13 protein-coding genes, 2 tRNA genes and 2 rRNA genes are annotated in these 20,939 nt (G+C 38.1%); 3 read left to right on the plus strand and 14 right to left on the minus strand.

Going from position 1 to position 20,939, the window contains the following annotated elements:
* Positions 1 to 21: 21 nt before the first annotated feature.
* The 8 genes from ACEE93_RS06250 to bcp all read right to left on the minus strand — a co-directional run bounded on the left by ACEE93_RS06250 (position 22) and on the right by bcp (position 9,459).
* Positions 22 to 2,943 (minus strand): 23S ribosomal RNA (locus ACEE93_RS06250).
* A 303-nt stretch (positions 2,944 to 3,246) separates the two neighbouring features.
* Positions 3,247 to 3,322, minus strand: a tRNA-Ala gene (locus ACEE93_RS06255).
* Positions 3,323 to 3,347: 25 nt separating this feature from the next.
* Positions 3,348 to 3,424: transfer RNA gene (locus ACEE93_RS06260), tRNA-Ile, on the minus strand.
* 95 nt (positions 3,425 to 3,519) lie between these two features.
* Positions 3,520 to 5,070: ribosomal RNA gene (locus ACEE93_RS06265) — 16S ribosomal RNA — on the minus strand.
* Together the 16S and 23S rRNA genes with 2 tRNA genes alongside form the textbook arrangement of a ribosomal RNA operon.
* Before the next feature lie 552 nt (positions 5,071 to 5,622).
* Positions 5,623 to 6,909, minus strand: a complete 1,287-nt coding sequence (gene ltrA / locus ACEE93_RS06270; protein WP_449156320.1) for a group II intron reverse transcriptase/maturase — start codon at positions 6,907 to 6,909, stop codon at positions 5,623 to 5,625.
* A gap of 598 nt (positions 6,910 to 7,507) precedes the next feature.
* Positions 7,508 to 7,960 carry a peroxide-responsive transcriptional repressor PerR gene (perR, locus tag ACEE93_RS06275; RefSeq protein WP_449155859.1) on the minus strand — a complete coding sequence of 151 codons (453 nt, stop codon included), beginning with the start codon at positions 7,958 to 7,960 and terminating at the stop codon, positions 7,508 to 7,510.
* An 84-nt stretch (positions 7,961 to 8,044) separates the two neighbouring features.
* Positions 8,045 to 8,995, minus strand: coding sequence for a phosphoglycerate dehydrogenase (locus ACEE93_RS06280; protein ID WP_449155858.1), 951 nt, complete (start codon positions 8,993 to 8,995; stop codon positions 8,045 to 8,047).
* A gap of 5 nt (positions 8,996 to 9,000) precedes the next feature.
* Positions 9,001 to 9,459, minus strand: a complete 459-nt coding sequence (gene bcp, locus ACEE93_RS06285; protein ID WP_449155857.1) for a thioredoxin-dependent thiol peroxidase — start codon at positions 9,457 to 9,459, stop codon at positions 9,001 to 9,003.
* A gap of 82 nt (positions 9,460 to 9,541) precedes the next feature.
* Here bcp and ACEE93_RS06290 point away from each other — a divergent pair, with 82 nt between their 5' ends.
* Together ACEE93_RS06290 and ACEE93_RS06295 are read left to right on the plus strand one after the other, a co-directional pair.
* Positions 9,542 to 10,828, plus strand: coding sequence for a glutamate-1-semialdehyde 2,1-aminomutase (locus ACEE93_RS06290; protein WP_449155856.1), 1,287 nt, complete (start codon positions 9,542 to 9,544; stop codon positions 10,826 to 10,828).
* Between the two features lie 82 nt (positions 10,829 to 10,910).
* Complete coding sequence (locus ACEE93_RS06295) at positions 10,911 to 12,002, plus strand: FUSC family protein (protein WP_449155855.1); 1,092 nt, start codon at positions 10,911 to 10,913, stop codon at positions 12,000 to 12,002.
* 53 nt (positions 12,003 to 12,055) lie between these two features.
* Here ACEE93_RS06295 and ACEE93_RS06300 read toward each other — a convergent pair whose 3' ends face one another.
* From ACEE93_RS06300 to mutY, 4 genes are all read right to left on the minus strand, one after another.
* Complete coding sequence (locus ACEE93_RS06300) at positions 12,056 to 13,639, minus strand: FMN-binding glutamate synthase family protein (protein WP_449155854.1); 1,584 nt, start codon at positions 13,637 to 13,639, stop codon at positions 12,056 to 12,058.
* 189 nt (positions 13,640 to 13,828) lie between these two features.
* On the minus strand, positions 13,829 to 15,568 hold the full coding sequence (locus tag ACEE93_RS06305; protein ID WP_449155853.1) for an ABC transporter ATP-binding protein: 1,740 nt from the start codon (positions 15,566 to 15,568) through the stop codon (positions 13,829 to 13,831).
* Between the two features lie 255 nt (positions 15,569 to 15,823).
* Positions 15,824 to 16,366, minus strand: coding sequence for a nucleoside tri-diphosphate phosphatase (ntdP, locus tag ACEE93_RS06310; protein WP_449156456.1), 543 nt, complete (start codon positions 16,364 to 16,366; stop codon positions 15,824 to 15,826).
* Between the two features lie 62 nt (positions 16,367 to 16,428).
* A complete protein-coding gene (gene mutY / locus ACEE93_RS06315) occupies positions 16,429 to 17,457 on the minus strand; it encodes an A/G-specific adenine glycosylase (RefSeq protein WP_449156457.1) in 1,029 nt (342 codons plus the stop codon).
* 90 nt (positions 17,458 to 17,547) lie between these two features.
* On the opposite strand from mutY, the gene ACEE93_RS06320 reads away from it, so the two are divergent.
* Entirely contained in the window at positions 17,548 to 18,525 is a 978-nt protein-coding gene (locus tag ACEE93_RS06320; protein ID WP_449155850.1) for a metal-dependent hydrolase, read from the plus strand.
* A gap of 69 nt (positions 18,526 to 18,594) precedes the next feature.
* Here the strand turns inward: ACEE93_RS06320 and ACEE93_RS06325 are convergent, their stop codons facing one another.
* Both ACEE93_RS06325 and ACEE93_RS06330 read right to left on the minus strand, forming a co-directional pair.
* Positions 18,595 to 19,398, minus strand: a complete 804-nt coding sequence (locus ACEE93_RS06325; protein ID WP_449155849.1) for a teichoic acid translocation permease — start codon at positions 19,396 to 19,398, stop codon at positions 18,595 to 18,597.
* Positions 19,399 to 19,407: 9 nt separating this feature from the next.
* Positions 19,408 to 20,934, minus strand: coding sequence for an ATP-binding cassette domain-containing protein (locus ACEE93_RS06330; RefSeq protein ID WP_449155848.1), 1,527 nt, complete (start codon positions 20,932 to 20,934; stop codon positions 19,408 to 19,410).
* Between the last annotated feature and the right edge of the window lie 5 nt (positions 20,935 to 20,939).

Below are 20,939 nucleotides of genomic sequence, written 5' to 3' on the forward strand. Positions count from 1 at the left end.
CAATCGCCTGAGTTATTAAAATTGATTAAGTCTTCGATCGATTAGTATTCGTCAGCTCCACGTATCGCTACGCTTCCACCTCGAACCTATTAACCTCATCATCTTTGAGGGATCTTATAACCGAAGTTGGGAAATCTCATCTCGAGGGGGGCTTCATGCTTAGATGCTTTCAGCACTTATCCCGTCCATACATAGCTACCCAGCTATGCCGTTGGCACGACAACTGGTACACCAGAGGTATGTCCATCCCGGTCCTCTCGTACTAAGGACAGCTCCTCTCAAATTTCCTACGCCCACGACGGATAGGGACCGAACTGTCTCACGACGTTCTGAACCCAGCTCGCGTACCGCTTTAATGGGCGAACAGCCCAACCCTTGGGACCGACTACAGCCCCAGGATGCGATGAGCCGACATCGAGGTGCCAAACCTCCCCGTCGATGTGAACTCTTGGGGGAGATAAGCCTGTTATCCCCGGGGTAGCTTTTATCCGTTGAGCGATGGCCCTTCCATGCGGAACCACCGGATCACTAAGTCCGTCTTTCGACCCTGCTCGACTTGTAGGTCTCGCAGTCAAGCTCCCTTATGCCTTTACACTCTTTGAATGATTTCCAACCATTCTGAGGGAACCTTTGAGCGCCTCCGTTACACTTTAGGAGGCGACCGCCCCAGTCAAACTGCCCGCCTGACACTGTCTTCCAGCACGATCAGTGCTGCGAGTTAGAAATCCAATACAATTAGGGTAGTATCCCACCAATGCCTCCACGTAAGCTAGCGCTCACGCTTCTAAGGCTCCTACCTATCCTGTACAAACTGTACCGAATTTCAATATCAGGCTACAGTAAAGCTCCACGGGGTCTTTCCGTCCTGTCGCGGGTAACCGGCATCTTCACCGGTACTATGATTTCACCGAGTCTCTCGTTGAGACAGTGCCCAAATCGTTACGCCTTTCGTGCGGGTCGGAACTTACCCGACAAGGAATTTCGCTACCTTAGGACCGTTATAGTTACGGCCGCCGTTTACTGGGGCTTCGATTCGTGGCTTCGCAGAAGCTAACCACTCCTCTTAACCTTCCAGCACCGGGCAGGCGTCAGCCCCTATACATCACCTTACGGTTTAGCAGAGACCTGTGTTTTTGATAAACAGTCGCTTGGGCCTATTCACTGCGGCTCTTCGGAGCGTGAACCCCAAAGAGCACCCCTTCTCCCGAAGTTACGGGGTCATTTTGCCGAGTTCCTTAACGAGAGTTCGCTCGCTCACCTTAGAATTCTCATCTTGACTACCTGTGTCGGTTTGCGGTACGGGCACCAAATATCTAGCTAGAGGCTTTTCTCGGCAGTGTGAAATCAACGACTCGAGGAAACAATTTCCTCTCCCCATCACAGCCTGACCTTATGAGTGCCGGATTTGCCTAACACTCAGTCTCACTGCTTGGACGTGCACTCCAACAGCACGCTTCGCCTATCCTACTGCGTCCCCCCATCGCTTAAAACGATTGTTGGTGGTACAGGAATATCAACCTGTTATCCATCGCCTACGCCTATCGGCCTCAGCTTAGGACCCGACTAACCCAGAGCGGACGAGCCTTCCTCTGGAAACCTTAGTCAATCGGTGGACGGGATTCTCACCCGTCTTTCGCTACTCACACCGGCATTCTCACTTCTAAGCGCTCCACATGTCCTTGCGATCATGCTTCACCGCCCTTAGAACGCTCTCCTACCATTGTCCAAAGGACAATCCACAGCTTCGGTAATATGTTTAGCCCCGGTACATTTTCGGCGCAGTGTCACTCGACTAGTGAGCTATTACGCACTCTTTAAATGATGGCTGCTTCTAAGCCAACATCCTAGTTGTCTGGGCAACGCCACATCCTTTTCCACTTAACATATATTTTGGGACCTTAGCTGGTGGTCTGGGCTGTTTCCCTTTCGAACATGGATCTTATCACCCACGTTCTGACTCCCAAGTTAAATTATTTGGCATTCGGAGTTTGTCTGAATTCGGTAACCCGAGAGGGGCCCCTCGTCCAAACAGTGCTCTACCTCCAATAATCATCACTTGAGGCTAGCCCTAAAGCTATTTCGGAGAGAACCAGCTATCTCCAAGTTCGATTGGAATTTCTCCGCTACCCTCAGTTCATCCGCTCACTTTTCAACGTAAGTCGGTTCGGTCCTCCATTCAGTGTTACCTGAACTTCAACCTGACCAAGGGTAGATCACCTGGTTTCGGGTCTACGACCAAATACTCATTCGCCCTATTCAGACTCGCTTTCGCTGCGGCTCCACATTTCCTGCTTAACCTTGCATCAGATCGTAACTCGCCGGTTCATTCTACAAAAGGCACGCCATCACCCATTAACGGGCTCTGACTACTTGTAAGCACACGGTTTCAAGTTCTCTTTCACTCCCCTTCCGGGGTACTTTTCACCTTTCCCTCACGGTACTGGTTCACTATCGGTCACTAGAGAGTATTTAGCCTTGGGAGATGATCCTCCCAGATTCCGACGGAATTTCACGTGCTCCGTCGTACTCAGGATCCACTCAAGAGAGAATCAGCTTTCGACTACAGGATTGTTACCTTCTTTGATTAACCTTTCCAGGTTATTCGTCTAACTCATTCTTTTGTAACTCCATAAGAGTGTCCTACAACCCCAACAAGCAAGCTTGTTGGTTTGGGCTCTTCCCGTTTCGCTCGCCGCTACTCAGGGAATCGATTTTTCTTTCTCTTCCTCCGGGTACTAAGATGTTTCAGTTCTCCGGGTCTACCTTCTCATGTGCTATGAATTCACACATGGATAACACGACATGACTCGTGCTGGGTTTCCCCATTCGGAAATCTCTGGATCACAGCTTACTTACAGCTCCCCAAAGCATATCGTCGTTAGTAACGTCCTTCTTCGGCTTCTAGTGCCAAGGCATTCACCGTGCGCCCTTAATAACTTAATCTAGATGTGTTGATAAGCGTTCGCATTCCATCTCATTTCTTTCTTCACTTACTCATTTACAATAAGTAAACTTCGCTTCGCTCATCAAGAAATTCGCTAACTGACAAACGCTTTCAATCACCTCTTGTGGTTAAAAACATTCATCTATCAATGCCAAACGTTACCATCACCAGTTATTAATTATGTGAGTCGTTTTTCAACGACTAGCGATAATTGTTTGTTTCAAGCGTTCGCTTGTAACTCGGTTTTTGCTTGGTAAAATCTATACTTACTTATCTAGTTTTCAATGTACAATAAATTTAAATGGTGGAGACTAGCGGGATCGAACCGCTGACCTCCTGCGTGCAAAGCAGGCGCTCTCCCAGCTGAGCTAAGCCCCCTTAAAGGATATTAAATTCATTTAAATGGTGGGCCTAAGTGGACTCGAACCACCGACCTCACGCTTATCAGGCGTGCGCTCTAACCAGCTGAGCTATAGGCCCATTATATAATGTTCGAATGAACATTCAAAACTGAATACAATATGTCACGTTAATCCGCTTATCACCTGAAGGTGATATTCCGTATATATCCTTAGAAAGGAGGTGATCCAGCCGCACCTTCCGATACGGCTACCTTGTTACGACTTCACCCCAATCATTTGTCCCACCTTCGACGGCTAGCTCCAAATGGTTACTCCACCGGCTTCGGGTGTTACAAACTCTCGTGGTGTGACGGGCGGTGTGTACAAGACCCGGGAACGTATTCACCGTAGCATGCTGATCTACGATTACTAGCGATTCCAGCTTCATGTAGTCGAGTTGCAGACTACAATCCGAACTGAGAACAACTTTATGGGATTTGCTTGACCTCGCGGTTTCGCTGCCCTTTGTATTGTCCATTGTAGCACGTGTGTAGCCCAAATCATAAGGGGCATGATGATTTGACGTCATCCCCACCTTCCTCCGGTTTGTCACCGGCAGTCAACCTAGAGTGCCCAACTTAATGATGGCAACTAAGTTTAAGGGTTGCGCTCGTTGCGGGACTTAACCCAACATCTCACGACACGAGCTGACGACAACCATGCACCACCTGTCACTTTGTCCTCCGAAGAGGAAAACTCTATCTCTAGAGCGATCAAAGGATGTCAAGATTTGGTAAGGTTCTTCGCGTTGCTTCGAATTAAACCACATGCTCCACCGCTTGTGCGGGTCCCCGTCAATTCCTTTGAGTTTCAGTCTTGCGACCGTACTCCCCAGGCGGAGTGCTTAATGCGTTAGCTGCAGCACTAAGGGGCGGAAACCCCCTAACACTTAGCACTCATCGTTTACGGCGTGGACTACCAGGGTATCTAATCCTGTTTGATCCCCACGCTTTCGCACATCAGCGTCAGTTGCAGACCAGAAAGCCGCCTTCGCCACTGGTGTTCCTCCATATCTCTGCGCATTTCACCGCTACACATGGAATTCCACTTTCCTCTTCTGCACTCAAGTTTTCCAGTTTCCAATGACCCTCCACGGTTGAGCCGTGGGCTTTCACATCAGACTTAAAAAACCGCCTACGCGCGCTTTACGCCCAATAATTCCGGATAACGCTTGCCACCTACGTATTACCGCGGCTGCTGGCACGTAGTTAGCCGTGGCTTTCTGGTTAGGTACCGTCAAGAAGTGCACAGTTACTTACACATTTGTTCTTCCCTAACAACAGAGCTTTACGATCCGAAGACCTTCATCACTCACGCGGCGTTGCTCCGTCAGACTTTCGTCCATTGCGGAAGATTCCCTACTGCTGCCTCCCGTAGGAGTCTGGACCGTGTCTCAGTTCCAGTGTGGCCGATCACCCTCTCAGGTCGGCTACGCATCGTTGCCTTGGTAAGCCGTTACCTTACCAACTAGCTAATGCGGCGCGGGTCCATCTATAAGTGACAGCAAGACCGTCTTTCACTGTAGAACCATGCGGTTCAAAATGTTATCCGGCATTAGCCCCGGTTTCCCGGAGTTATTCCAGTCTTATAGGTAGGTTACCCACGTGTTACTCACCCGTCCGCCGCTAACGTCAAAGGAGCAAGCTCCTCGTCAGTTCGCTCGACTTGCATGTATTAGGCACGCCGCCAGCGTTCATCCTGAGCCAGGATCAAACTCTCCATATTAGAGTAAGCTTGATTTAGCTCGTTGATTGATTAAGTCAATCACACTTTAGCGTTTCAACACTATTTTATCGGAATTAACGTTGACATATTGTCATTCAGTTTTCAATGTTCATTTTTATGCGTTACAAGTAATCATTATACTACTTAGTTTTTACTAAGTCAAGTCTTTTTTAAAACTTTTTTTGATAACTTGTTTTTGCAATTTGTTTTGTTTTTTCAACATTAACTATATTATTATGTTCTTAAGAAATATGCAAGAGTTAATTTTACACTTTTTACATTTTCTTAAAAGAACTAACTTTCGTTTAATGTTTTATCGCCTTTTGTTTCAGCGACTTTTACATCATATCAAGTTAACAATAGACCGTCAATACTTTCTAATAGGATAATATGCATAAATATTTCCTTCATATTGAAAACTAACACTTTTTTGGTTAAAAGCACTAATTCTTCTGCTTAAATAGCCTATTTAACAAATCGAGTAGGAGAATAACCATTATTTGGTTATTCGTCCTCTCACACCACCGTGCGTACGGTTCCGTACACGGCGGTTCAATATCTTGCGTAAGCCAGCTCTGCGAGGTGGACTAAAGGTATTAGTCCCCACTCGTAGAGTTGTTTTGTTGTAAGCGCACGATGGACTTCTTTTACACTTGAGAGTCGCCAATACTTCTTACGTGATTGTGAAACTCTCATTGCGCTATCATGGTCAAGTCCATATTTACGTAACATTTTGTATTTTGTTTTCGTTTTCTTCCATCTTTTAAGAATCAGTTGTCTAATACGACGGTTTAGCCATGATTGTACTTTTGTTAAAAAGCCTTTAATAAACCCTCTACCAAAATAATTTATCCACCCTCGAGTCACTTGATTGATTTCTGTTATAATCTGTCTGAAGGTACCTGGTCTATTTCGTTTCGTTAGGCGTCTTAAGGAGCGTTTTAAACTTCTTTTTGCTTCCATAGTCGGTCTGAAACGATAAATGCCATTTACTTTGGTCATTAGACAACTCAAGAACTTTAAACGTGTGACTGCACCTACCTTGCTCTTTTCCTTATTTACAATAAGTTTAAGATCCTTTTCGATGAATTTTGTCACACTCTCCATAACACGTTGGCCTGCTCGTTTTGAACGCACAAAGATGACGAAGTCATCAGCGTAGCGAATAAAACGATGTCCACGTTTTTCCAGTTCTTTATCTAATTCATGCAGATAGATGTTACATAATAGCGGCGATATAACGCCACCTTGCGGTGCACCGATTTCTTTATTCTTGTAGTTACCATTGAGGTCAATGGCACCAACTTGTAGACTTCTACGAATGAACTTAGAAATAGTTTTATCCTGGATATGACGCTCAAATAGATACATTAACTTGTCATGATTTAACATATCAAAACATTGTTTTAAGTCGCAGTCGACTGCGACTGAATAACCTTCTTCATAGTATAATGCACATTGCTTCAATGCAGTACCTGTACTACGATTTGGTCTGAAACCATGACTGTGATTTGAAAATGTACGGTCAATTTTAGGTTCAATGACTTGTTTAATGGCTTGTTGGATAACTCTATCTCTTGCGACAGGAATACCCAACACTCGTTTTTTCCCATTTGATTTTGGGATTTCAACTTTCCTTACTGCTTGTGGTTTGTATGTACCATCAAGCAGTTTCTTTCGAATTTGAGGAAAGTACTGCGAGAAGTGCCTATTCAAGTCACTAACACTCATACCATCAATTCCAGGTGCACCTTTGTTCTTTCTCACTTTCTTAATTGCTTTTTCAATGTTGTTTGGTCTTACAACAAGTTCCATCAAAGATGGAGACTCACGATACATTTCTTTCATTTCACCTAAGATTTACTGTACACACTTATATATCCTTTTTTCGTTCCACTACTTATCTTTCTATAAGTTGCCGGTATAAACCGTTTTCTGCACACCGTAAATCTATAACCTCCATTCTTTACTTTGTATTTAATATTGTTCAGTCCTTCGATATGTTTATACCTACTATGACTTCTGCTGATTTCTCATAATTCGTTGTTACTACGATTCTACGAATCGCTTATGAGACCTCCCCGGGTAAGGTGTAACCTCTTTCCACTCATGTCACCACATCATTTACTATATAGAACTCGGGTAGTATAGGACTTTATCTTGTATAGCAGATTCATCCATTCTACATAGCCTTAGTATGATGTTTCTGTTCGTCAGTGCGAGTGTTTGCGTCCGACTTCCTTCAGATTCCACTTCGCAGTGGACACCCTTGTCCTTCGCTAACAGTTCCTACTACCAAGCCTGTAACGGACTTTCACCGTCAAGATGTTACCCATGCCGGGCGCACTATAAATAAAGAGGATGGAACTTTCATTTGTCCCATCCTCTTAGTTTAACCTCTACATTATAACTAACGCTTCTAATCACTTCATTATGATTATTGATTTTTATTTCTACATTCTTCACAGATACCATATATTTCCATACGATGATGCGAAATATTAAAGTTCGTTACATGTTGTGCTAATTGTTCCACTTCATGTAATAGCGGATAATGGAAATCTACAATCTTACCGCAGTTTTCGCAAATAACGTGATAATGATTTTGCGTATCAAAATCAAAACGACTTGATGCATCACCATAACTAAGCTCTTTGACAATGCCTGTTTTCTTAAATACTTTTAGATTATTATAAATGGTTGCAACACTTATATTAGGAAAATCAGGTGATAATGATTGATAAATTTCATCAGCAGTTGGATGTGCATCTGATTGAATAAGAAAATTTAAAATCGCTTGACGTTGCGGTGTAATACGTACACCTGCTTGTCTTAAAGTTGCTATTGACTCTTCTAACAAATGCTCATGCGATTCTAATTCTGCAGCCATGTTTTTCACCCGTCTTTCTAGTTAATAATCATTATTACTTAATAATAATATAATGCTTAAGCCCCTGCATTGTCAATGTATATGTTAATATCCTCTACTTATGTCGACAACATTCTCAACTAGTTCATTATTATTGATAAAATGCGTCAAATTGTGTTCGAAAATATCTGTAGCTTTGTGTTTATTTGTTTTGTGACTTCCTGTGATATGGCTCGTTAAAAATACATTATCTAATTGGTATAATTTAGACGAAGGATCTAATGGCTCCTCCTCAAACACATCTAAATAAGCTTTTCGAATCCATTGCTTTTCAAGTGCTGTTACAATTGTCTCCTCTTTAGCAATTGTACCTCTTCCGATATTAATAAATAACGTTTTATCATTCATTTGTTTAAAATCATCATCTGTTAATAAATGGTACGTTTCTTCTGTTTCTGGAAGTAAATTAACAATAATATCTGCTTCTTTGTAAACATTTTGTCGCTCATTTAAAGGATATGTTTCGTGGAAATATTCCGCTTCATGTCCTGATGTGTTTAAGCCTATTGTTTTCATACCAAACACTTGTGCAACTTGGGCCGCACGTTGAGGGATTTTACCTGTCCCTAAAAATAGCATCACTTCATTTTCAATCGATGTGGTTACACGTTTCCCATTATATTCATGTTGTTTTTGTTCTTCATATACTTCTTTCAATTCTTTGTAGTCATCTAATATAAATGCAAATAAAAATTCTGTTAATTGTTGGGCATGGACCCCTTTTGCATTAGTCACTTGAATATTTTTCTCTTTTAAAGTTTGAAATGGTAGTGTATTGACACCAGTAGCATACCAAGCAATCCATTTTAATGATGGTGATTGTTGAATAAATGCCTCATCTACTTCTTGATGATATGTAATTAAGATATCCATTTCATTCTGAGATGCGTGTGGTAATGCTGATGGATGTTTATAAAATTCAAATGTCACATCTGGAAATGCTTCTCTTAAACGTGATTCTTCTTCGCCTAACCTCATCAAACTAACTACAAGCATGTTCATCACTCCCCTAGTATTTGTTTAAGTTGATCCATTTGTGTCTTAACTTTTACTTTTTCAATGACGTCTAAAATTTTTCCGTCTTCATCAAGAACAAATGTAGTTCTCACGATTCCCATAGACACCTTACCAAATGTCTTTTTCTCTTGATATACCTCGACAGCATCAGACAATTGATAATCTTCATCAACGAGTAAATCAAAGTTTAAATCATGCTTTTGAATAAAATTTTGATGTTTTCGCTGAGAGTCGCCGCTAACACCGATGACAGTTGTATTCAATTCATTAAAGTAATCTAAATTGTCTCTGAAATCACAAGCTTCTGTAGTACAAGTAGGTGTGTTATCTCTAGGATAAAAGTAAATCACTGCTTTTTGGCCTTTCAATGAATCTTTAGTGATTGTTTCGCCATTTTGATTAACAAGCGAAAAGTTTGGAAATGAGTCCCCTTTTTTTAACATACTGTTCTCTCCCTTATTTCTATTCTAATTTTTATGATACGATAAGTAATGAAAATATTAAATTAAAAGAGGTTGATATATAATGGATTTCAAGAAGAGTAATGCACTTCAGACATTATCTGATGAATATATACTCGGTGGCGTCAATTCTCCATCACGTTCCTATAAAGCTGTAGGTGGCGGCGCACCCGTAGTAATGGAAAAAGGTAAAGGGGCTTATTTATATGATGTTGACGGTAATGAATACATCGATTACCTCCAAGCTTATGGCCCCATCATTACAGGACATGCTCATCCACATATTACAGAAGCAATTCAAGAACAAGCAGCATTAGGTGTATTATATGGAACGCCTACAGAACTTGAAATTGATTTTGCTAAAAAACTTAGAGCTGCCATTCCCTCTCTTGAAAAGATGAGATTTGTCAATTCTGGTACTGAAGCAGTAATGACAACGATTAGAATTGCACGTGCATTTACAGGTAGAAATAAAATCATTAAATTTGCTGGATGTTATCATGGTCATTCTGACTTAGTATTAGTCGCAGCAGGTAGTGGTCCTTCACAACTTGGCTCTCCTGACTCTGCCGGTGTTCCAAAAAGTGTCGCTCAAGAAGTGATCACTGTGCCATTTAACGATATTGAGGCATTTAAAGAAGCCATGAATCACTGGGGTAATGATGTAGCTGGTGTACTTGTCGAACCTATCGTCGGTAACTTTGGAATGGTCGAACCAGAAGACGGCTTTTTAGAAGCAGTTAATGACATTGCTCACGAAAATGAATCATTAGTGATTTATGATGAAGTCATTACTGCATTTCGTTTCCACTACGGTGGTGCTCAAGATTTATTAGGCGTCTATCCTGATTTAACGGCATTCGGTAAAATTGTTGGTGGCGGTTTACCAATCGGTGGATACGGTGGTCGACAAGATATTATGGAACAAGTAGCACCACTAGGACCCGCTTATCAAGCAGGCACAATGGCAGGTAATCCCCTTTCAATGAAAGCAGGTATTGCACTATTAGAAGTGCTTGAACAAGAAGGTGTTTATGAAAAACTAAATCATCTTGGCAAAATGTTAGAAGAAGGATTACAAGCTTCCATTGAAAAATACAATATCAAAGCAACGATCAATCGCGTATATGGTGCACTAACATTATATTTCACAGATGAAAAAGTGACACATTACGATCAAGCGGATAACAGTGATGGTGAAATGTTTGCACGATTTTTCAAATTGATGTTAAATCAAGGTATTAACTTAGCACCATCTAAATTTGAAGCATGGTTTTTAACAACTGAGCACACAGAAGCGGACATTCAAAAAACGATTGAAGCTGCTGATTACGCATTCAGTCAACTATAAAGTTGAAAATATGTTGAGTTAGGTGTATAACATGATTAAACCTTATAGCTAGAGATTAGAACTATTAAAGGAGTGCTATTCATTGAAGTTAGGCGCAAGAATATTAAAAACAGGTATCGCTATTATTCTCGCTGTTTCAATTGCTTCCTTATTACCAATGAATACTGGCATGATTACTGTAGCAGGTATTGCAGCTGTAGTTGCAATGCAGCCCAGTGTATATCGAACCTTCAAAACAATTATTGATCAATTTCAAGGTAATGTGATCGGCGCATTACTCGCTGTAGCAATGGTAACAGTATTTGGTAATAATATTATTATCATGGGCGCTACTGTTATTTTACTTATCGCTCTATTATTTAAAATGAATATTGCTCACGTAGCGACACTTGCTACTGTTACAGCGTTAGTCATAATGGGTCAACATGATGGTTCCTTTTACATTTCCGCTTTTTATCGTTTTTCATTGGTCATGATTGGGGTTATTAGTTCGTTTATTGTTAACTTAACGTTTTTACCTCCTAAATTTGAAACAAAAATATATTATAACTCGTTAAACATCTCTACTGATATATTTAAATGGTTCAATTTAGTACTCAATGACGCAACGGAATTTAATCATGTTAAAAGTGATCTTGAAAATCTAAGGCAGCGTATTGTTAAGCTTGAACAGTTATTGGAGTTTTATAAAGAAGAACGTGCATTTACTAAAAAGCAAGTATTTGCCCAAACACGTAAAAAGATTTTATTTAAAGAGATTGTGCTATCGACACGTGATGCTTACGATGTCTTAAGAAGGTTAAATCGTTATCAAAATAGTATGATGAGTATGAATGATGATTTCATTCTACAACTTAAACTTGAAATTGACGAACTTGTTCAATTTCATGAGCAAATTCTTATTAGTATTACTAAAAAAGCGAAGTTTTATTATGATGATACGCATCTTATTGTAAATCCTATTAAAAAAGATATCTTCTCAGCTTTTAAAGAAGAAATCGCTAAACACCCAGAGGATAATGACCTATCTTATACTAATGTTATACACATCATTTCCTCATTAGAAGAATATCGTTATAATTTGGAACATCTAAATCGTTTACGTCTCAGTTATTTTAAATATCATTCAACTGACCCTGATATTGAAATACTCGAGGAAGATTTTGACCTATAATAAAAGAACAGAGAGAAGCCAACATGAAGCCTTCTCTCTGTTCTTTTTCGTTATTATTCAGATTTAATTAAATTGAGTTGATATTGATGAATTGATTCAATATTTCCTAATTTATGTTTCAATGTCACATGTTCTGGACCAATTTTCGTTGGACTATTGACACCAACTGCTCCAGCAATGTTAAATAACCCTTCATGTAAACTAACGATGTAGTTAGTGACTCGGTATTGTTTCTCTTCCACAATCAATGCTTTTTCTTTCTTAGGATCGGTTGTTGCAACTCCTACTGGACAAGTATTTTTATGACATTGTTGACTCATAATACAACCTACACTAATCATCATTGCACGCGCTACATTGACAAGGTCAGCACCTAATGCTAAAGCAATCGCGATTTTATCTGGTGTAACTAATTTACCAGAAGCAAATATTTTCACACGTTCTCGAATATGATGTTGTTTTAATATCCCATCTACAATCGGTAAAGCGGTAAATAAAGGCAATCCAACCCCATCTTGTAGCTCTTGGAACGTTGCACCTGTTCCGCCTTCTCCACCGTCTACCGTAATAAAGTCCGGATAAATATCTAATTCAACCATCGTTTCGACTAAACGATGAACATCCGCTTTTTGGCCTACTACGATTTTAAAGCCGACTGGTTTTTGACTCATTTCACGTAAACTGTCTACCCATTCTAATAAATCTTTAGCATTATCAATAAATTCAAAACGGTTCGGTGAATCAATCGTTTTAAATGGTTCGACATTGCGTATTTTGGCTACCTCTTCAGTAACTTTACGGCCTTCAATATGACCTCCGCGCGTTTTAGCGCCTTGTCCTAATTTGATTTCAAAAGCTTTAATACGCTCATGTTGCGCCTTCTCCATAAATGCTTCTTTATTAAAGTGACCCGCTTTATCACGTACACCAAAAAGCCCAGGTCCGATTTGGAAGATAATGTCAGCGTCCCCTTTTAAGTGATAAGGAGACAGGCCACCTTCCCCGGTATTCATCCATGTTTCAGCACGACCAAGACCTTTAGATAGTGCTGTAATCGCACGTTCACCTAATGAACCATAACTCATACCAGATTGGCCTACTAAACGTTTAGCATAATAAGGATATTTGATATTGTTCCCTAGTTTGACATAATCTTCTTCTTCTAACATAAAAGGTTCAATATCCTTCTCTGCAACGGATTCTTTTCTATTAAAAAATGTTTCTCTTTTTATTTTATAAACAAAAGTTGATACAAGTTGACGATTATTGATATGTAAATCGTATTTTTGAGTTGGGAACATTGCATTATTTATAAAAAATCCTTCATTATAATCCATTTCTGTCCCAAAACTATCCCCACGACTGTTGTATTTACCAGCAATAACAATATGACGATATTGATCACGTGTAAAAGGCTTATCTTCATTGTCATTTAAGAAAAGATATTGTCTTAATTCTGGACCAATGTGTTCTAAAAAGTAACGCGCTCTTGCTAACACTGGATAATTACGTAACACACTATGTTGTTTTTGTCTTCTATCGAAAATTAAAAACCAAATTGCGGCAATCAGCCCTATCACTATAATACTTACAATGAGAATATTTACAAACAATTGCAAAATTGTCAGAAATTGCATTTTAACCATACCCCTTTCAAACCTATACAACTTTATATTATCGCTCATCAACGACTTTGCCAATATCAAATTATGAGAGATATTAAGCTGAGAGACGAAAACGTATCAGCCATCAAAACAGCTGCTTCTCGACCTCAGCCTCTATCTCCGTTTCATCCCAATTGTCTCACTTCTAATAAAGCGTCTATATTAATTTAAATTTTGTATATTGTAGAGTCGATAATATGCTCCCTGTTGTTGCATTAATTGTTGATGATTACCTTCTTCAACAATCTCACCATTTTCTACGACCACAATTTTGTCAGCATGTGTAATAGTAGATAAACGATGCGCGACAATTAATGTTGTTCTATCATTACTTAGCGTTTCTAAAGCATCTTGAATAATTGCTTCACTTTCTAAGTCAAGCGCACTTGTCGCTTCATCTAATATTAATACTGGTGGATTATTAAGGAAGATACGTGCAATCGATAATCTTTGTTTTTGACCTCCTGATAACTTCACACCTCGTTCTCCGACTTCAGTGTCATAGCCATTTGGTAATGACGTAATAAAGTCATGTGCATTCGCCATTTTAGCCGCTTCAACCACTTCTTCAAATGTTGCATCAGGACGTCCAAGTAAGATATTTTCTTTTACGGTATCTGAGAATAAAATATTATCTTGTTGAACCATACCAATTTGACGACGCAAACTTGAAATTTCAAATGATTGAATATCATGATCATCTATCAATATTTTACCTTTTGTCACATCATAAAAACGTGGTATCAGACTGATTAGCGTCGACTTGCCGCCACCACTCATACCTACAAAGGCAACCGTTTGTCCATGTTTAACCTCAAGATTAATTCCATTGAGGACATTTTGTTCATCTTTATTATAGCGAAATGCAACATCTTTAAATTCGATATGACCTTCTTTAATTTGGATCGGCTTCGCATCATTTCTATTTTGAATATCATAAGGCTCATCAAATAATTGGAAAACACGGTCCATTGATGCAAAACTTTGCGTTAATGTTGTAAAAGATGAAACCAAACGACGTAATGGACCATAAAGTTGTTCTAAATAACTCACAAAAGCAGCAAGCGTACCCACTGTTAACGAACCGTTAATTGCTAAAAAGGCACCATAACCAATGACAATTAAAGGTCCGATATCTGTTACGGTATTGATTGCTGAAAAGGAATAAGCATTCCAACGTGTATGTTTGAATGCTTTATTTAAAAAGTTACGGTTACGAACATCGAAGTTTTTAGCCTCATTATCTTCAATAGCAAAACTTTTAATGACTGACATCCCATTCACACGTTCATGTAAAAAGCCTTGTGTTTCGGCTAACTTTTGTGAACGTTGACGTGTTAATGCTCTTAATCGTCCGAAGAAGAAATAAACCGTTAAAATATAAAATGGCAAAATGATGATCGCAGCTATCGTAAGTTGAATATCTAGGAAGAACATTACGGCCATCGCAATAATAATCGTAATACAGTCTAACCATATGTTCATAAGACCTGTCATAATGAAGTCTTTTGTTTGTTCAACGTCATTAATGACACGAGAAATTACTTCGCCTGCTTTATTATTCGCATAAAATCTAGAACTTAAAGCTTGAAGATGGTGGTATAACTTTTTTCGGATATCATATAATATCTTATTACTTGTCCATTGCGCCATATATTGACGTAAAAATTCTATTGGTGGTCTTACAATGACAAATATAAATGCAGCAATTAACATCGCTATCGTGAGATGGTACATTTTGTCTTGAACCGTCATTGCCCCATTATTTATGACGTCATCAATCACATATTTGATTAATAGTGGAATCAATAACGGAATACCAAATTTAATAATACCTACTATAATGGTCCCTAAAATGAGCCATTTATAGGGTTTAACAAATTCCAGGTATCGTTTAATCATTTTGTATCCCCCTTTATTTTAGTTTTAATCATTTATTTAAAGTATCGAAAAACTGCTGTCATGACATGAAATGATTAATAAAGTTCATTATGATATGCAGGATATCATTTCAAATTCAAAGCGGAACGCACATCTGAACTGAATTGTTTGATGTATTGTTCCGCTTCATTAAACACTATTATGTTGTACATATGATGCGCCTTTAAATATAAATAACACTAGTGTGACTCGAGCGACTAATAGAAATATAAAGCCTTACTCTGTTCTGAGTTTTTGGAATCGATTTCGCCATACTTTAATAAAATCAGGCGCGAACGGTCCTTTTTTCTGCTCTATCCACTGTTGCAAAATATCTACGTTACGTCTCAATATTTGATCGATATCCTTTGAATAATTCATTTGATTCATATGCTGCACATATTCATCTTCATCTAATAAATGATATTTGCCATTAGGATACACTTTAATGTCTAAGTCATAGTCAATATATTTTAACGCTTCTTCATCACATGCGAAAGGAGAAGATAAGTTGCAATAGTAATAAACGCCATCTTCTCTAAACATACATATCACATTAAACCAATACTCTGAATGAAAATAAACGATGGCTGGCTCACGCGTAACCCATGTACGACCATCGCTTTCTGTGACGAGTGTATGGTCATTGCCGCCTATAATCACATCATCTGTTCCTTTTAATATGAGCGTTTCTGACCAAACGCGATGTATATGACCATCATGTTTATAGGATTGAATTTTAATAGATTGTCCTTCTTCAGGAATACATGATTGAACCACTTGTCACACCACCTCTCTATTATTCACTTGGTTATTATATCACACTCGATTTAGTCCATTAATTATAACGACTCAAAAATCTTTGTCATTGCTACAGGAAAAGAATAGTTTTCTTTTTGCTCATAGTCGATCCACTGATAAGGTGCATCTTTGTCTTCATCTTGTTGATTTGAAAAATATCCTTGATGCACCGTTAAATTCCAAGTTTTGTGTGTAAATTGATGCTTTAATTTGTAGATGTTTTCCTTTTCAATTGTAAGAGAATCGCCTAGTGCTTTTTGCGCGTCTTCCTTATTTGATTCGAACATTGGAAATTGCCACATGCCATTTAATAATCTTGAGGTTCTTTGTTCAATCAGGTATTGTCCCTTCTCACTTTTAATAACGTATACGTCCAAATCAATGACTTCTTTTTTTACTTTTTTACGTTTAACTGGTAATTCTTGAACGGTACCTTCTCTATACGCCTCACAATGCTCTGATACTGGACAAAAAAGGCATAACGCGTTTTTAGGGGTACATACGAGTGCGCCTAGTTCCATCATAGCTTGGTTAAATGTACCAGAATTTTGCTGAACATATGGTGTTAATTGTGCTTCATAACGTCGCCGAGTCGCAGTTTGTCCAATGTCACTAAAATCATTATTCAATCGAGACCATACACGAAACACATTCCCATCAACTGTAGGTAATGGCACATCAAACGCAATACTTAACACAGCCGCTTGGGTATAAGGGCCTACCCCTTTTAATGCTTTAAAAGCTTCAGGATCTTTTGGAATCTCACCATGATGTTCATCTACGACTGTTTTGACTGCGGTATGAAAATTTCGAGCACGACTATAATACCCTAGACCTTCCCAATATTTAAGCACTTCTTCTTCTTTTGCATTGGCTAGTGATGCTAAAGTTGGAAAACGTTCAATAAATCTTTGATAATAACTTCTAACCGTATCGACTTGTGTTTGTTGAAGCATGACTTCACTAATCCAAATATAATAAGGATTCGACGTCTCTCTCCAAGGCATCTCTCGTTGATTTTGATTAAACCATTCTGTTAAGTCCTGTTTAAACGTTTCTGTTTTATACATATATTTCTCCTTCAAATCTTGCGAAATCTTTTTGTTCACCCATTATTTAGATTATAATAGTACTTAGTAACTTTGAAATGAGTGATTTTAATGGATACAGCGACACACATCGCAATGGGAGTTGGGCTCACAGCACTTGCTACTACTGATCCCACACTTTCCCAGAATATAGCTGCAGGTGCGACTGTGATTATTGCAGGTTCACTAATACCTGATATCGATACCGTATTAAAATTAAAAAATAATGCAACATATATATCTAATCATAGAGGCATTACACATTCTATCCCATTCACTATATTTTGGCCAATCCTGTTGACTTTATTAGCCTATCTCATATTTCCATCAGTAGACCCTTTGCATATTTGGTTATGGAGTCAACTTGCTGTTTTTTTACATGTATTTGTAGATATATTCAACTCATATGGTACACAGGCATTACGGCCGATATCCAATAAGTGGATTCAATTGAGTGTGATCAATACATTCGATCCTATCTTATTCGCTTTATTAGTAATTGGTATTGTGATATGGGCACTCGGTGTGCATCCTTATATCATTTTCTTTCCACTACTCGGTTTATTTGTGATTTATTATATCATTCGCTTCCAAATGCGAAATTGGTTAAAAAAACAAGCTTTAAATCAAGTTAAACATATTGGTGATCCAATCAAAGTATTTATAGCACCAACAATTCGTTTTATGCAATGGCGCATTGCCATCCAAACCGAAGATTACGATTATGTAGGCCGTAGTCATGGTAGAAATATTGTTTTCAGTGATAAAGTTAAACGTCAATCGTTTCCAAGCGAAGAAATTATGACGCATGCACAAAATGATCCAAATATACGTGCCTTTTTAAACTTTTCATCCATTTATAGATGGCATATTAAACATATTAATAATGAAGTCATTGAATTAAGATTCATTGATTTACGTTATTTAAAAAATGGCCACTATCAATTTGTAGCAATTGTTCACTTAGATCAAAACATGGAAGTGCTACATTCTTATACTGGTTGGGTATTTAGCGAAGCCAAATTAATGAAAAAGCTTTATGCTCATTAAAAGTTTGTTAAATATAAAAAATCAGCTCATTTTTAGCTTTCGATAGCTAAGATGAGCTGATTTTTTTATTTATTTTGTATGATCTACAATTTTGCGGTCTTCCGTCGCTATTTTATGTTCATTTGGTCGTAATTGACTAACATAATCATTTAAAGCAAAACTAAATACAGTGATGAGTCCCATAAAACAATAAAAGTATAAATGATAGGTTATACGATTGATCGCATCATCCCCTATAATCATAGCTTGTTGCATACCATTAACGAGATAATAAAGAGGATTCATCATCATTATATGAGTCACTAAGGAACCAAATGTACTAGGTAAAAATAATATTGGTACAGTTAAAAATAGAAGGACTGCCAAAACGACATACCAATATACTAATTTAGTAACAAGCATATGAATCATACCTAGTAAAACAGACATAATATACATAAAACAAAAAGTCATCACAGTATAATAAATAACACTCCATATGGAAGTATCAGTGTTTACCGGTGTGAAAATTGAAGCAAATAGCATTAATCCTAATAAAATAATACTATATAAGCCATTCGATAAAATATTATAAAATAATGGACTTTCATTATAGTGCCGTGTTACATAATAGTCTCTTGGGTAAGAACGAAAATTCAAATAGATTGTTACGACAATCACACCAAATACAATCAAACCAACAAATCGATACATTAAATTTGCCTGTTTGATATCAAGTAGTTCCATTGTTTTTAATAGGACGGCCATACCCAAAACGAATAAACCACCTATCGCAATCATTAAATAAATCCATTTTTTTTGCATCTTTAATCGATATAAACTGTGTTGAAATAACTCAGGTGTTGTTTTAAAGAAGTTTATCCATTTGTCCAAGTTTCTCACCTACAATTCAATATACAACCAATTAGATTGGTTCATATCCGCTATAAAATATCCATCTTCTGTTTTGGCAACCCAGAAGTCATCTTTAATATTAAACTTATTGGTTAACTTTTCCTTATTTTTCATAGGAAATGTGTACCCTATAAGTTGTTGTTGATCATTAAAAATCATTGATATAGGTTGCTCTACGATAGGTTCTACATATTGATTTTTTCGTTCCGGCACAAGTTTTTCATTCACATCTTTATGATCATTATGTAATTCGCCGTTAAAATATTCATAGGATGAAATGTAATTATTATTTAAATAAGGTTCTAATTCTTTTTGTTCTACCTCTTTGTATAACGCAGCTGGATCAAAATAATGAATATCCTCTTTGGGCACCGTATAAGTTTTATCATTCATGTCAACTTGATAACGCACTTTATTCTCTCCAATTATCGTCATAAATGCATATTTAGGTAATGTTAACGATTTATCTTTGGAAGCTTGTGCATCTAATTGTACACTTTTCTTTTTAACGACCCCATATGCCAGTTTATCTACAAAAGGATCTTTGGATTGTTGTGTTATCGCTGAAGGATCGCCTTGATTAGATTCGATATTACCAATATTTGCGAACACAAGCCCGCCAAACAACACCATCCCTATCAAAAATAGACTTGTAAACATCCAAATACGAGATAAAAAAGCTGGCGGTTTAGCATGATGATATCTCTCGATTCGCTTAAAACTATATGTCAGTTCTGGCATTTTTGAACGACTTTTTTTCCAATCTTCATCAAACTGCTTCTTTTCTTGTTCCGTTTTTAATGTTGCTCGATCTCTTTCATGTACAACAAATTGAGGAACCACTTGATTAATTGACCCTTCTTCTCGCAATTGGCCATGCGAAATCCAAGCAATATAATTACTTACTGCTTTAACTTTGTCGATATCATTATCGATGGTCACCCAAGTTAAGCCTTCATTAATGTATTCTTTAGCCATTTGCTGAGCTTTATCAAAAAAGTCATGTGTTAAATAACTTAAGATATGACTTAAAATAACAATCTCTGCTTTAGAAGAACGCGCCAAACTAAACAGTAACTGTGCATACTGTTGATCTGTGAGTTGATCAATTGTTTCATTTTCGACTGTTTCTAGATGAGCATATTTTAAAATTTGTTGATCTTTATGTTCTGGTGTCTCATACGGAAAAAGCTTCATCGCATCTCGTATATAATCTATCACTTTAATATGCTCAACTGATTTTTGATTCATATTCGCATAAAACATTGAACCACTACGTACAATTCGTCCCTTATCCGGCTTTACAGTACCCGCTAATATTTCGCCTACTAAGGATTTTGAAGAAGCTGTTTCCCCAATAATTCCTAATGATTCTCCTTGATAAATATGTAAAGTAATATTATTGAGTTCTATATCTTCAGGTTGATAGCTGAATGGTTTTAACACATTCTGCTTTTTTTGATTTCGATAATAATGTGTGACTTTTATCATTTTTAATACAATAGCACTACCCATTACGC

This window comes from Staphylococcus sp. 11262D007BW (assembly GCF_053547815.1).

Excerpts from the sequence above, each read along its gene's own strand:
- ltrA (WP_449156320.1), bottom strand. The coding sequence starts at position 6,909 with ATGTATCGTGAGTCTCCATCTTTGATGGAACTTGTTGTAAGACCAAAC.
- perR (WP_449155859.1), bottom strand. The coding sequence starts at position 7,960 with ATGGCTGCAGAATTAGAATCGCATGAGCATTTGTTAGAAGAGTCAATA.
- ACEE93_RS06280 (WP_449155858.1), bottom strand. The coding sequence starts at position 8,995 with ATGCTTGTAGTTAGTTTGATGAGGTTAGGCGAAGAAGAATCACGTTTA.
- bcp (WP_449155857.1), bottom strand. The coding sequence starts at position 9,459 with ATGTTAAAAAAAGGGGACTCATTTCCAAACTTTTCGCTTGTTAATCAA.
- ACEE93_RS06290 (WP_449155856.1), top strand. The coding sequence starts at position 9,542 with ATGGATTTCAAGAAGAGTAATGCACTTCAGACATTATCTGATGAATAT.
- ACEE93_RS06300 (WP_449155854.1), bottom strand. The coding sequence starts at position 13,639 with ATGCAATTTCTGACAATTTTGCAATTGTTTGTAAATATTCTCATTGTA.
- ACEE93_RS06305 (WP_449155853.1), bottom strand. The coding sequence starts at position 15,568 with ATGATTAAACGATACCTGGAATTTGTTAAACCCTATAAATGGCTCATT.
- mutY (WP_449156457.1), bottom strand. The coding sequence starts at position 17,457 with ATGTATAAAACAGAAACGTTTAAACAGGACTTAACAGAATGGTTTAAT.
- ACEE93_RS06320 (WP_449155850.1), top strand. The coding sequence starts at position 17,548 with ATGGATACAGCGACACACATCGCAATGGGAGTTGGGCTCACAGCACTT.
- ACEE93_RS06330 (WP_449155848.1), bottom strand. The coding sequence starts at position 20,934 with ATGGGTAGTGCTATTGTATTAAAAATGATAAAAGTCACACATTATTAT.